The sequence below is a fragment of the Streptosporangium sp. NPDC087985 genome (assembly GCF_044741965.1).
Taxonomy (GTDB): Bacteria; Actinomycetota; Actinomycetes; order Streptosporangiales; family Streptosporangiaceae; genus Streptosporangium.
The window spans coordinates 709,199-722,632 of record NZ_JBIUTQ010000002.1 but is presented as its reverse complement, the minus strand read 5'-3'; the positions used below and the strand labels follow the sequence as shown (position 1 = coordinate 722,632).

At 69.9% G+C, this 13,434-nt stretch carries 11 protein-coding genes; 5 read left to right on the top strand and 6 right to left on the bottom strand.

Features of this window, described 5'->3' with window-relative positions; genetic code table 11:
* Window positions 1-56: 56 nt before the first annotated feature.
* The 4 genes from ACIN94_RS08670 to pgsA all read right to left on the bottom strand — a co-directional run bounded on the left by ACIN94_RS08670 (window position 57) and on the right by pgsA (window position 3,352).
* Entirely contained in the window at window positions 57-596 is a 540-nt protein-coding gene (locus ACIN94_RS08670; RefSeq protein WP_400701506.1) for a hypothetical protein, read from the bottom strand.
* Window positions 593-1,720, bottom strand: coding sequence for a glycosyltransferase family 4 protein (locus ACIN94_RS08665; protein WP_400701503.1), 1,128 nt, complete (start codon window positions 1,718-1,720; stop codon window positions 593-595). Before ACIN94_RS08665 ends, ACIN94_RS08670 begins: the two co-directional genes overlap by 4 nt.
* An 88-nt stretch (window positions 1,721-1,808) precedes the next feature.
* Entirely contained in the window at window positions 1,809-2,723 is a 915-nt protein-coding gene (locus ACIN94_RS08660; RefSeq protein ID WP_400701500.1) for a phosphatidylinositol mannoside acyltransferase, read from the bottom strand.
* A gap of 11 nt (window positions 2,724-2,734) precedes the next feature.
* Window positions 2,735-3,352 carry a phosphatidylinositol phosphate synthase gene (pgsA, locus tag ACIN94_RS08655; RefSeq protein ID WP_400701497.1) on the bottom strand — a complete coding sequence of 206 codons (618 nt, stop codon included), beginning with the start codon at window positions 3,350-3,352 and terminating at the stop codon, window positions 2,735-2,737.
* Between the two features lie 201 nt (window positions 3,353-3,553).
* Here pgsA and ACIN94_RS08650 point away from each other — a divergent pair, with 201 nt between their 5' ends.
* The 3 genes from ACIN94_RS08650 to ACIN94_RS08640 all read left to right on the top strand — a co-directional run bounded on the left by ACIN94_RS08650 (window position 3,554) and on the right by ACIN94_RS08640 (window position 9,748).
* Entirely contained in the window at window positions 3,554-5,686 is a 2,133-nt protein-coding gene (locus ACIN94_RS08650) for an elongation factor G-like protein EF-G2 (protein WP_400701494.1), read from the top strand.
* Window positions 5,687-5,848: 162 nt separating this feature from the next.
* Window positions 5,849-7,429 (top strand): glycoside hydrolase family 10 protein, encoded by a 1,581-nt coding sequence (locus ACIN94_RS08645; protein ID WP_400701491.1) that lies wholly within the window; start codon window positions 5,849-5,851, stop codon window positions 7,427-7,429.
* Between the two features lie 198 nt (window positions 7,430-7,627).
* Window positions 7,628-9,748: a hypothetical protein gene (locus tag ACIN94_RS08640; protein ID WP_400701488.1), complete on the top strand. Its 2,121-nt coding sequence runs from the start codon at window positions 7,628-7,630 to the stop codon at window positions 9,746-9,748.
* Here ACIN94_RS08640 and ACIN94_RS08635 read toward each other — a convergent pair.
* Entirely contained in the window at window positions 9,691-10,242 is a 552-nt protein-coding gene (locus ACIN94_RS08635) for an HIT family protein (protein ID WP_400701485.1), read from the bottom strand. The genes ACIN94_RS08640 and ACIN94_RS08635 overlap by 58 nt on opposite strands.
* A gap of 226 nt (window positions 10,243-10,468) precedes the next feature.
* On the opposite strand from ACIN94_RS08635, the gene ACIN94_RS08630 reads away from it, so the two are divergent.
* A complete protein-coding gene (locus ACIN94_RS08630; RefSeq protein WP_400701482.1) occupies window positions 10,469-11,002 on the top strand; it encodes an Asp23/Gls24 family envelope stress response protein in 534 nt (177 codons plus the stop codon).
* A gap of 97 nt (window positions 11,003-11,099) precedes the next feature.
* On the opposite strand, the gene thrS is transcribed toward ACIN94_RS08630, so the two are convergent.
* Entirely contained in the window at window positions 11,100-13,067 is a 1,968-nt protein-coding gene (thrS, locus tag ACIN94_RS08625; protein WP_400701479.1) for a threonine--tRNA ligase, read from the bottom strand.
* Window positions 13,068-13,282: 215 nt separating this feature from the next.
* Between thrS and ACIN94_RS08620 the strand changes: the two genes are divergently transcribed.
* Window positions 13,283-13,432: a hypothetical protein gene (locus ACIN94_RS08620; protein WP_400701477.1), complete on the top strand. Its 150-nt coding sequence runs from the start codon at window positions 13,283-13,285 to the stop codon at window positions 13,430-13,432.
* Window positions 13,433-13,434: the final 2 nt, after the last annotated feature.

Sequence of the window (13,434 nt, the reverse complement as noted above, 5' to 3'; positions counted from 1 at the left end):
ATTCCACGCTTCGGGTACGCCTCGTCCGTCTTTCGGACGGTCGGCTCCGTGTGGTCCTATTCGATGGCGAGGGCTTTCGGGGGCGCGTCGTCGATCTCGAAGAAGCCCGGATACTCCGTGTGCCCGGCCAGCCGTAACGTGCGTGCCAGCCAGCGACGCTGGGCGGCCCTGGTCACGCCGACCGCGCTGTTGTAGAAGCGGCGCGAGTAGAGCACCTTGGCCACCGCGGTGCCGAGCTCCTCCAGCAGTTCCGCGGCCGGTGGGGGGGCGGCCGGCCGGTCGTGGAGGCGCTCCTGGTCGATCACGGCCCGCAGCGTGCGCGACAGGTCGCTCTCGGCGTGCTCGCGCTCGTCGGGCCCCGCCGTACGGGCCTCGTGGGCCGCCGCGGCCAGCACCAGGCTCGTCGCCGGATCAAGGCTCCGGGAGGCGGCCAGCTCCAGGCAGACGGCGGTCCGCCGTACCAGAGCGGCGTCCAGAGACTCCCGGGCCAGCTCCAGCCGGATGTGGAGCCGGTCCAGCCGACCGGCCCGCCAGGAGATGTAAACGGCGGTGAGCAGCACGATCGCGCCCACCACCAGGATCTGCGTGGTGGTCACGGTGTGTCGTCCTCCTCCACCCCGGCGGTGCTCGCCACGGTCTCGTAGACGCGCAGGACATCGCGGGCGACCGTGGACCAGTCGTATTTCCGGACGGCCTGGCGGGCCTCCTGTGACAACTTGGCCCGGCGGTCGGGATCGTCGAGCAGCGCGGCGGCCTCGCGGGCGAGCGAAGCGGCGTCGCCGGTCTCGAACAGCGCCCCCGCCTGGCCGTCGTCGAGAACCTTGCGGAAGGCCGGGATGTCGCTGGCCAGGATCGTCGCGCCCGCCGACATCGCCTCGGTGAGCACGATGCCGAAGCTCTCCCCGCCCAGGTTGGGCGCGCAGAACACGTCCACCGAGTGGTAGGCGCGGACCTTGTCTTCCTCGCTGACCATGCCGAGCAGGACGATCCGGTCATGAAAGCGGGCCGGCACCCTCTCCAGCACCTCCTTCTCGTCGCCGGGTCCGGCGACGAGAAGGCGGAGTCCGGGCCGCTCGGCCGCCAGCCGGGTGAACGCGTCCAGCAGCACCGGCAGGCCCTTGCGGGGCTCGTCCATCCGGCCGAGAAAGCCGATCGTCTCCCCGTGGTCCCAGCCGGGCAGCGGCTCGGCCTCGGCGTAGCGGCTGACCGTCACCCCGTTGGGGATGAGCACGGCGTCCCCGCCGATGAACTCGACCAGGGTCTTCCTGGCCGCGTCCGACACCGCGATCCGGGCGGTGATCTTCTCCAGCGCGCTCGTGATCACGGGGGACGCGACCGAGAACGCGCGGGAGCGTCCGTAGGAGGCGTGGAAGGTGGCCACGATCGGGCCTCTGGCCACCCAGCAGGCGAGCAGGCCCAGCGACGGGATGAAGGGCTCGTGCACGTGCAGCACGTCGAAACGGCCCTCACGCACCCAGCGGCGCACCCGGTTGGCCGACAGGAACCCGAACGACATCCTGGCCACCGACCCGTTGAAGGGGACGGGAACGGCGCGGCCGGCAGAGGTCACGTACGGGGGCAACGTCGCGTCGTCGCCCGCCGGTGCGATCACCTGAACCTGGTGGCCGTCCTCCATCAGGGCCTCGGCGAGGTCACGGATGTGCACCTGCACACCGCCCGGCACATCCCACATGTAGGGACAGACGATGCCGATCCTCATTGCACCCTCACCGCTCCTCGCTCACTTCGCGGAAAGTTCGCCTCGCCACGCTCTCCACTCCGCTCACCGCGTCGGGCTCGGTCGCGACTCACCCGTGTGGCTCCAGGTCCTCAAGCCAGAGCCGCTGGAGCATGTGCCAGTCCTGGGGGTGCTCGGCGATGCCCTTCTCGAAGACGGTGGCCAGGCTCTGCGTGACGGCGGCCACCTTCTCCTTCCGGGTGCCCTCGGAGGGGACCACGATCTCCTCATGGAAGTGGAGCCCCCAGTCGTGCCCCTCGAAATAGAGGATCACCGGGATCAGCGCCGCTCCGGTGTGCACCGCCAGCAGGCCGGGCCCGGCCGGCATGCGCGTGGCCGAGCCGAAGAACCGCACCTCGATGCCCTTGGCGGTCAGATCGCGCTCGGCGGGCAGGGCGACCGGGCGACCGGCCCGCAGTCGCTGCGACAGGGTCCCGATGATGTGGCTTTCTCCGCCGGTGAGTGGGAGCACCTCCATGCCCAGCCCCTCGCGGAAGGCGGTGTAGCGGTGGAACAGCGATTCGGGTCTGAGCCGCTCGGCGACGGTGGTGAACGGGTGCCCCTTGGCGACGAACCAGGCGCCGGCCTGGTCCCAGTTGCCCATGTGCGGCAGGGCAAGGATCACACCACGGCCCTTGGCGAGGTTGTCGTAGACCGGTCCGTCGCCGACGACCTTCATCCGCGAGAGGATCTGCTCGGCGGGTATGGAGGGCAGCCGGAACACCTCGTGGAAGTAGCGGAAGTAGGAGCGCATGCCCTCGCGGCTCAGCTCCCGGATCATCGGATCGTCCGGCGAGGTGTCCTTGACCCGCGCGAGGTTGGCCTCCAGCTGGCGCACCGACCTGCCCCGGCGCCTCCACAGCCGGTCCGCGGCCCTGCGGAAGGCCCAGGCGGTGAGGCGTTCGGGGAGCCGGGGCACGACCGCCCAGCCGGCGCCGAACCCGGCCGCGACGAGACGATCCTGCGGGGACGGCTTGTCGGTCATCGCTCTCCCGATCAGCGGAGGGTCTGGGGCGGGACGGAGACAGCCTGGCGGTGGACGTGCAGCAGGCGCTGGACGACGGTGACCGCGCTGGCCACGGCAAGCAGCCAGAGCCCCACGGCCAGAACGTACGGCACGCCGAGTCCCGCCAGGCCTGCCGCGACCAGGCCGACGACCAGGCGTTCAGGCCGTTCGGCGAGACCGGCGTCGCAGGTCATGCCCAGTCCTTCGGCCCTGGCCTTGACGTAGGACACCAACGCCCCGGCGACGAGGCAGAACAGCGCGACCCCCGCCAGCACCCGCTGGCCGCTCAGCGTGAGCCAGATCACCAGTCCCGAGAAGATCCCGGCGTCACCCACCCGATCAAGGGCGGAGTCAAGGAAGGCCCCCCAGACACTCCCCGGACCGGTCATCCTGGCCATGACTCCGTCAAGAAGATCCGCGAGAACGAAAAACGTGATCACTACCGTGCCGGGGAACAAGTCTCCTCGGGGGTAGAAGAAGAGGGCCGCGGCGACGGTGCCGAGCGTGCCAACCGTGGTGACCACGTTGGGGCTGATCCCCCGGCGGGCAAGTGCCCTGCCCAGGGGGGTCAAGACTCGGGTGACGGCGGGGCGCAGAAGTTTCAGCATCGCGCTCCGATCGTAGGCCAAACGGCTTGTCAGCGCGCATTCAACGCTCCGCAAGTGGATTGGCCCGAACCTCTTGTGATATTCGCCACATGGGTATTTGGTGAACAGACCGCGTCCTTGTGGTGTATGGACGCGGCGGCGGGCCCGGGGGTGTGGCCGCATCCGGTCGCGCTCCTTTTCGGCAACGATGCGGGAGGCGACGTGGCAGAGAAGGCAACCGGCGGGGCAGCGGGAGCCGCGGGGAGGGCTCCGGCAGCCGACCGGCCGGACATGGTGAGGAATGTCGTGCTGGTCGGCCATTCCGGTTCGGGAAAGACAACGCTCGTGGAGGCGCTCCTGGCCGCCACGGGGACCGTCCAGCGGCCTGGCCGGGTCGAGGACGGCACCACGGTCAGCGACTTCGACGAGGTCGAGGTGCGCCAGCAGCGCTCGGTGAACCTGACCGTGGCCCCGATGTCCCACAACAACATCAAGATCAACCTGCTGGACACCCCCGGCTACGCCGACTTCGTCGGCGACCTGCGCGCCGGGCTGCGCGCGGCCGACGCGGCGCTGTTCGTGGTCTCGGCGGCAGAGGGTGTGAACGGCCTGACCCGGATGCTGTGGGAGGAGTGCGCGGCGGTCGGGATGCCGCGGGCGGTCGTGATCACGAAGATCGACCATCAGAGGGCCGACTTTCACGAGGCTCTCGCCGCCTGCCGGAACGCCTTCGGCGACAGCGTGGCCCCGCTGTATCTGCCGGTGGTCACCAACGGCCGGGTGAACGGCCTGATCGGGCTGCTGACCCAGAAGTTCTACAACTACGCGACCGGCACCCGGACCGAGAACGCCCCGGGCCCATCCTACCAGGAGCAGATCGAGGAGTACCGCGGCGCGCTGATCGAGGGGATCATCCAGGAGAGCGAGGACGAGTCCCTGATGGACCGCTACCTCTCCGGGGAGGAGATCGACACCAAGGCACTCATCGGCGATCTGGAGAAGGCGGTCGCACGTGGCGGCTTCCACCCGGTGCTCGCCACCGGGACCGGCGTGGGCGCCTTGGAGGTTCTCCAGCTCATCACCCAGGGGTTCCCCTCCCCGCTGGAGCATCCGCTACCGGAGATCACCGAGATCGACGGCAAGCCCGTCTCCGGCATCACCTGCGATCCCCGTGGACCGCTCGTGGCCGAGGTCGTCAAGACCACCAGCGACCCCTACGTGGGCCGGATCAGCCTGGTACGGGTGTTCTCCGGGACCCTGCGCCCGGACATGACCGTGCACGTCTCGGGACACGGCCTGGCCGACCGCGGCCATGAGGACCACGACGTGGACGAGCGCATCGGCGCGCTGTCGTCGCCCCTGGGCAAGCTCCAGCGGACGGCCGCCCAATGCGTGGCCGGCGACATCGTCGCGGTGGCCAAGCTGTCTCGCGCGGAGACCGGCGACACCCTCTCCAGCAAGGACCGGCCTCTGCTGATGGCCTCCTGGGCGATGCCCGAACCGCTGCTGCCCGTGGCCGTCCAGGCCAGATCCAAGGCCGACGACGACAAGCTGGGCCAGGCGCTGCAGCGGCTGGTCGCTGAGGATCCCACGCTCCGGCTGGAGAACAACGCCGAGACCCGGCAGCTCGTGCTGTGGTGCATGGGCGAGGCCCACGCCGACGTCCTGCTGGACCGGCTGAGCAAGCGGCACGGCGTCGAGGTGGAGAAGATCGAGCTGAGAGTCCCGCTCCGGGAGACCTTCGGCGGCAGCTGCCAGGCTCTGGGACGTAACGTCAAGCAGAGCGGTGGGCACGGGCAGTTCGCCATCTGCCACCTGGAGGTCGAGCCGCTGCCCTCCGGCGGAGGCTTCGAGTTCGTGGACAAGATCGTCGGCGGTGTGGTGCCGCGCCAGTTCATCCCCTCGGTGGAGAAGGGCGTGCGCACCCAGATGCAGCGCGGGGTGATGGCCGGCTATCCCGTGGTGGACGTGCGGGTGACGCTGTACGACGGCAAGGCCCATTCGGTCGACTCCTCCGACATGGCCTTCCAGATCGCCGGGGCGCTCGCGCTGAAGGAGGCCGCGGCGAAGGTGCCGACGCTGCTGCTGGAACCGGTCGACGAGGTGGCCGTGCTGATCGCCGACGACTACGTCGGCGCGGTGATGTCCGACCTGTCGTCACGCCGGGGCCGTGTCCTGGGCAGCGAACCGGTCGGCACCGGACGCACCCTGGTCAGGGCCGAGGTGCCCGAACTGGAGATCACCCGCTACGCCATCGATCTGCGGTCGATGTCACACGGCACGGGGACGTTCCAGCGCACCTTCCTGCGCTACGAGCCGCTCCCGGCCCACCTGGTGGACAAGGTCGCCGGTTGACGCCCTGCCGGGGGCGGTCCACCCCGGCGTGATCCTCACCGGGAGGCGCGGACCACCATGCTCACGCCTCCCTAAAAATTTACCCACGTAACAGCGGCGTCACGAAACGATTTCTTTTTTTCCGGGCGAACCACCTCGGCCCCGGTGTCAGACTGATGAACCATGCGAACCGGACGTCCTTTGCTCGCCGCCGCCGCCCTCGCCGTCCTCGCCACAGGCGCGGCCTACACCTTCGGCCCGGGTGCTCCGGCGGCCAGGCCCACGGCCTCCGAGCACGCGCCCGGCACGACCGCCACGGCCTCCGGGACGGCGTCGTGCACGGCCGATGCGAGATATCCCAAGCGGCAGCTGCGCGGCGTCTGGATCGCCACGGTGAAGAACATCGACTGGCCCTCACGGACCGGGCTGTCGGTCGCCAGGCAGCAGGCCGAATATGTCAGGATTCTCGACAACGCGGTCAAGCGCCGGCTCAACGCGGTGTTCGTCCAGGTCCGCCCGGCCTCCGACGCCTTCTACAGGTCGGAGCTGGAGCCCTGGTCGCAGTATCTGACCGGTACCGCCGGCAAGGATCCCGGCTGGGATCCGCTGACCTTCCTGGTCGCAGAGGCGCACAGGCGAGGGCTGGAGTTCCACGCCTGGTTCAACCCCTACCGCGCCGCAGCCGACGGCGACATGAGCAAACTTCCGGCGGACCACCCGGCCCGGCTCCACCCCGACTGGATCGTCAGGTACCAGGGCCAGATCTACTACAACCCGGGCCTGCCCCAGGTCCGTGACCATGTCACCGCGGTCGTCAAGGACGTGGTGAAGCGCTACGACGTGGACGGGGTCCACTTCGACGACTACTTCTACCCGTATCCGGCCGGCGGCGCACAGTTCGCCGACGCCGCCGCCTTCAAGAGGTACGGCAGGGGCGAAAAGCTGGCCGACTGGCGCCGCGCCAACGTCAACAAGCTGATCGCGCAGGTCGACAGGGCCGTGCACGAGACGGAACCGTACGTGAAGTTCGGCATCAGCCCGTTCGGGATCTGGCGCAACAGATCCGACGACCCCACGGGTTCGGCCACCACCGGCATGTCCGCCTACGACGCCATCTACGCCGACGCCCGTCACTGGATCCGCGCGGGCACAGTCGACTACATCATGCCGCAGCTCTACTGGCCGCGCGGGTTCAGGGCCGCCGACTACGACGTGCTGATGCCGTGGTGGGCGAACGAGGTCAGGGGCACCGACGTGCAGCTCTACATCGGCCAGGCCCTCTACCGGGTCGGCAGCACCGACACTCCCGCCTGGACCAGGCCCGGAGAGCTGCCCTCGCACCTCGCACAGAACCGCAAGTACAAGCAGGTCGAGGGCGACGTCTACTTCAGCGCGAAGCAGCTCCTGACCAACCCGCTGGGCGTGATGGACCGGATCGTCAAGAACTACTACTCCCATCCGGCCCTGCTGCCCCTGATAAAGGGTCTCGGCGGCCAGGCCCCAGCCCAGCCCACCGAGGTGAAGGCCCAGGGCACCACGCTCAGCTGGAAGTCCTCTCCCGGCGCCCGTTCCTATGCGATCTACCAGATTCCCTCCGGCAAGATCGATGAGTGCGCCACCGTCGACGCCCGCAACCTGGTCGCGGTCGTGCCCGCCGCGGGCGGCGACCGCCAGACCTTCGCCTCCGCGGGCGGCGGCGCCTACCTCGTCACCGCCCTGGACCGCCTGGACAACGAGAGCGTGCCCACCAAGGCCGGCCCCTGATCCCACGCCACCGGCCATCATCCGGGCCGCCGGAGCAGAAGGGCACCGGGTGCTCCGCGACCGATCACCGGACCCGGCTGACCTGGGAGATGTAAGAGTCCCGCGACGCGCCCCGCAATGATCACGAGACCCTCTGGACCGGGTGCACAATGTTCCCCTACGGTGCCAGCATTCGGGCGAGGTCTGGGGAGGTCACTCGTGAGGCGGACGCTTGCCGCGCTTGCACTGGTCCTGAGCGTTCTGTGGCCGGCGGCGGCCCAGGCCGCCGCACCGGCGGACGGGCGGGTGGCGCTGATCGGCGTCCCCGGCCTGCAGTGGAGCGACCTGGGCCCCGAGACCACCCCGAACCTGTGGCGGCTGGCCGGCCAGAGCGCGGTCGGATCGCTGTCCGTCCGCACGGTCGGCAGAGTGACATGCCCCTACGACGGGTGGCTGACGGTATCCGCCGGAACCAGGTCCGCGGTCGGCTACGGCTGCGGGCTCCCGCCGGTGCCCGGACCGGCAGGCGGCCTCGGCGCGGTCATCCCCGGTTACGACTACCTGTACCGGGTCGCCCGGCAGAAGAACGCGGGGACGCTCGGCGAGGCCGTGCACGCGGCCGGGGAGTGCACGCTGGCGGTCGGCCCCGGCGCGGCGCTGGCGCTGGCCGACCGGAAGGGGAGGGTGGACTTCTACGCCCCCTCACCCGTGGGACTGCCACCGGGGGCGCTCACCAGATGCCGGGTGGCCGCCGTGGACGTGGACGACCTGATCAAGCCCTACCTGGCCGGTGGGCGGCTCCCGGAGGCGGAGGAGACGCTCACCCCTCAGCAGCGGGCGGCGGCGCTGCTGCTGGCCGACGCCCATGTCGGAGCGGTACTGGACGCGCTGCCCGGGGACGCCACCGTGCTGCTGGCCGGCCTGTCCGACCACGGCGCCGTGCCGCACCTGCGCGCGGCCATGATGCGCACGGCAGACGCCTCAGGCCGGCTCCTGGGGTCGGCTTCCACCCACCGTGAGGACGTCACCATCCTGCCTGACATCACCGCCACGATGCTGGCGGCGGCGGGCATCCCCACGCCGGCGACCGTGATCGGGGTGCCCTGGCAGGCGGGCGAGAGCCGTACCGGCGGCACGGAGGCGGCACAGGCCGAGCTGGTCAAGGCCGACGTGGCCGGTCAGACGGTCAGGAACGCGGGTGGGGTCTTCTTCACCACCGTCGCCGTGCTCCAGGTCGTCTTCTACGTCACCGCGTTCCTGCTGATGCGTCGCAGGCGCGGTCTCGGCGGGATCCGCGTGGCGGCCCTGGCGCTCGCCTCCGTGCCCGTGTCCACCTACCTGGTCAACCTCCTCCCCTGGCACCACACCGCGATCCCGTTGCCCGTCCTGGTCGGGGGGCTCGCCGGGGGCACGCTTCTGCTGGCCGCCGCGGCGCTGGCCGGTCCCTGGCGGCACAGCCCGCTCGGCCCGCTGACCGTCGTGGCGGGAGTCACCGCGGCGGTGCTCGCCGGTGACCTGCTGACCGGGACGCCCCTGCAGCTCAACAGCGTGATGGGCTACACCGCCGTGGTCGGTGCCCGCTACTACGGTCTGGGCAACATCCCGTTCGCCCTCTTCGCCACCTCGGTACTGCTGCTGGCCACCGCGATCGCCCACCACCTGGCCGGGCGGGACCGCAGGACCGCGGCGGTCGCCGCGGTGGTGGTGCTGGGATGCTCGGCGATGCTCCTGGGGGGATGGCCGGGGATGGGCAGTGACTTCGGAGGTGTGATCGCGTTCGTCCCGGGCATCGCGGTCACCGCCCTGCTGGTCGCGGGTAAGCGGGTCTCGATCGTCAGGCTGGGCGCGTTCTGCGTGGCGGGCGGCGTCACCGTGATGGCCATCGCCTACCTCGACTACCTGCGCCCGCCCGGCTCCCAGAGCCATCTGGGCCGCTTCGTAGGCCAGGTGTTCACCGGCGAGGCGACGGAGGTGGTCAGCCGCAAGCTCGGCGCGATGCTGGGCACCCTGCTCAGCCCCAACCTGATGCCGATCGTGATCACGGCCGTGGCGTTCCTGGTCTACGCGCTGCTGCGGCCGGGCGCGGCGAGCGCCGGAGTGCTCCCCGCCGCGTTCGGTCACTCCCCCGCCCTGAAGGCGGGGCTGGTCGGCACCCTGGTCAGCGGGGTGATCGGCATGCTGGTCAACGACTCGGGTGCGGCCGTGCTGTCCATGGCACTCGCCCTCGGCGTGCCGCTGGTGCTGTCGGTGGGCATCAAGACCCTCCACGACGGCGCATCGGGCTACGAGGACGCGGGCCAGGATCCGGCGAGCAGTTCCCTGGTGTCGCGGAGCAGTTGAGGCAGCACCCTGGTGTGGCCGACCACCGGCATGAAGTTGGTGTCCCCGCCCCAGCGGGGCACCACGTGCTGGTGCAGGTGGGCGGCGATGCCCGCGCCCGCCACACCGCCGAGGTTCATGCCCACGTTGAAGCCCTGCGCGCCGCTGGCCTTGCGCAGGGCCGCCAGCGACCGTTTGGTGAAGTCGGCGAGTTCGGCGGTCTCATCGTCGTCCAGATCCGCGTAGTCGGCTACGTGCCGGTAGGGACAGACCATCAGGTGGCCGGAGTTGTACGGATAGAGGTTGAGCACCGCGAAGACCGCACGGCCCCGGGCGACGATCAGCCCGTCCTCGTCGCTCATCCCGGGGATCTCGCAGAACGGGCAGCCGTCATGGGGACCCGGCCCCGTCGGCTTGTTCGATCCCTTGATGTAGGCCATCCGGTGGGGAGTCCAGAGTCTTTCGAACGCGTCCGGCGTTCCTGCTCCGTGCTGCGTCTCCGGCTCTTCGCTCATGGCGATCAGCATATTGCCACGCGGATTTGCCCGGTCCGGCACCTCCCGTCAAGCCGCGCGGAACCGTCAGGGCAGCCGGCACGTGCGGGGGCTCCCGGTCGCCGGTCCCGGTCCTCACCGGCCGCCGGGAGGGGGCCGGAAGGCGCTCGCCCGGCCACGGCCGACAAATGGTGCAGATTTCCGGCAGAATCCCTGCGAGCGTGACCACCAAAGCAAGGAGCACCCCATGACCGACGTCTCCGTCGAGGAAATCGCCGAGGAGACCGACTCTCCCGCCGAAACGACCACCGCCGCCCGCCCGTTCTCCCTGCCCCTGGCCACTCCCTCCCTCACCCCCGTGCGGGAACCGGCCGCCGAACCGGTCGCCGCGGCCGTGGTGAAGGGACGGATCAAGGTGGCCGACGAGGTGGTGGAGAAGGTCGCCGCTCTTGCCACGCTCGAGGTGACCGGCGTCGCCGACCTGGGCGCGGACCCCGCCGGCACGGTGGAGCCGATCCGCGAGCGCGCCGGTGCCGGGGCCAAGGCCGGACGCGCCCCCCGCGGCGTGAGCGCCCACGTGCAGGAGCGTACGGCCGCGGTGGACGTGGCGATCGTGGCGGAGTACGGCCACGTGGTGATGGACGTGGCCAACGAGGTGAAGACCAACGTGGCCCGCACGGTCAGCCGGATGCTGGGGATGCGGGTCGTCGAGGTCAATGTCAACGTGGACGACGTCCGCCTGCCCGGTGAGGGCCAGCCGGAGGTCGCCGCCGAGTCCTGAGACGGTCCGCCGCCGGGTCTGACGGCGGGCTCAGAAGAGCCCTGAAAAGCCGTACGGCGGGCCGCCGCAGCCGCCCGCCGTACTTCTCCGTGACCGATCAGACCTGGACGCGGCGCTCGATCGCCTCGACGATCTCGTTGATCGCCTCGTCGACCGGCACGCCGTTCTTCTGCTCACCGTTGCGGAAGCGGAAGGAGACCGCGCCGTTGGCGATGTCCTCATCGCCTGCCAGGAGCATGAACGGCACCTTGGACTTCTGCGCGTTGCGGATCTTCTTCTGCATCCGGTCGTCGGAGGCGTCCACCTCGATCCGGATGCCCCGCTCGCGGGCCTTCTTGGCCAGGTCCTGCAGGTAGGGCGCGTGCGCCTCGGCGATCGGGATGCCGACGACCTGCACCGGGGCGAGCCAGGGGGGGAACGCGCCCGCGTAGTGCTCGACCAGGACGCCGAAGAAGCGCTCAATCGAGCCGAACAGCGCCCGGTGGATCATGACGGGCCGCTGGCGGGTGCCGTCGGCGGCCTGGTACTCAAGCTGGAAGCGCTCGGGCAGGTTGAAGTCGAGCTGGATCGTCGACATCTGCCAGGTGCGGCCGATCGCGTCGCGCGCCTGCACGGAGATCTTGGGACCGTAGAAGGCGGCGCCGCCGGGGTCGAGGACGAGATCGAGCTTCTCGGACTCGGCGACCTCGCGCAGCGTCTCGGTCGCCTCCGCCCACACCTCGTCGCTGCCGACGAACTTGACCGGGTCCTTGGTCGACAGCTCCAGGTAGAAGTCTTCCAGGCCGTAGTCGCGGAGCAGGTCGAGCACGAAACGCAGCAGCGACTTCAGCTCGTCGCGCATCTGGTCGCGGGTGCAGTAGATGTGCGCGTCGTCCTGCGTCATGCCGCGCACCCGGGTCAGGCCGTGGATGACGCCGGACTTCTCGTAGCGGTAGACCGTGCCGAACTCGAACAGCCGCAGCGGCAGCTCACGGTAGGACCGCCCGCGGGCCCCGAAGATCAGGTTGTGCATCGGGCAGTTCATCGGCTTGAGGTAGTACTCGGCGCCCTCCAGCTCCATGGGCGGGAACATCCCGTCCCGGTACCAGTCGAGGTGGCCGGAGACCTCGTAGAGGTGGCCCTTGGTGATGTGCGGGGTGTTGACGAAGGAGTAGCCCGCCTCCTCGTGCCGCTTGCGGGAGTAGTCCTCCATGACGCGGCGGATCACGCCGCCCTTGGGATGGAAGACCGGCAGGCCCGAGCCCAGCTCGTCCGGGAAGGAGAACAGGTCGAGCTCGGCGCCCAGCTTGCGGTGGTCGCGCTTCTCGGCCTCCTCCAGCAGCTGGAGGTATTCGTCCTGCTTCTCGCGCGACTCCCAGGCGGTGCCGTAGATCCGCTGGAGCTGCGGGTTCTTCTCGCTGCCCCGCCAGTAGGCGCCACCGGCGCGCATCAGCTTGAACGCCGGGATGGACCGGGTGGTCGGCACGTGGGGGCCGCGGCACAGGTCCTTCCAGCACAGGTCGCCGGTCTTCGGGTCGAGGTTGTCGTAGATGGTCAGCTCGGCGCCGCCCACCTCGACGCTCTCCTCGTCGGCGGCCCCGCCCTTGAGTCCGATCAGCTCCAGCTTGTACGGCTCGGCGGCCAGCTCCTCGCGCGCGTCCTCGTCCGAGACGGGCCGGCGGGAGAAGAGCTGCCCCTGCTTGACGATCTCGCGCATGCGCTTTTCGACGCGCTTGAGATCCTCGGGGGTGAAGGGGTGCTTGACGTCGAAGTCGTAGTAGAAGCCGTTCTCGACCGGCGGGCCGATGCCCAGCCTGGCGTCGGGGAACAGCTCCTGGACCGCCTGGGCCATGACGTGCGCGGTGGAGTGGCGCACGATCGCCCGGCCGTCGGGGCTGCCGACCTCGACCGGCTCGACCACGTCGCCCTCGGCGACGGAGGCCGCGAGGTCCTTCAGCTCGCCGTTGGCCCGGGCAGCGACCACGGAGCGGCCGTCGGCTTCGAGCACATCGCCGTACGTCGTGCCCCCCGCCACCACACGCTCGGCTCCGGCGAGGGTGATACGAAGTTCTGGCACGGCAGACACGGTTGCTCCCTGGGAGACGACGACATTCTGGTCTGGCCATCGATGCTACCGGTGTCCGCAACGCGATATCCCAAACCCGGCTCACCAACCTCATGCGGGCGGTCCGACCGCCTGCTTCAGCCGGTTCCACCGGCTCCCGGCGGTGACATCTGTCCCGGTGAAACCCAGATCGTTTGATCTACGGAAGGGACCCGCATCTCCGTACCGTTCTGACCATGGAAAACGCAGTATCCCTGACGGACGTGACGGAGACGTTCGGTGCCACGAGAGCCGTCGACGGCCTGACGCTCGCCATCTGCCTGACCGGTGGTCTGCTCATATGGTGGCGCGGAGCAGATCTCACCGGCACGTTCACCCTGATCTGACA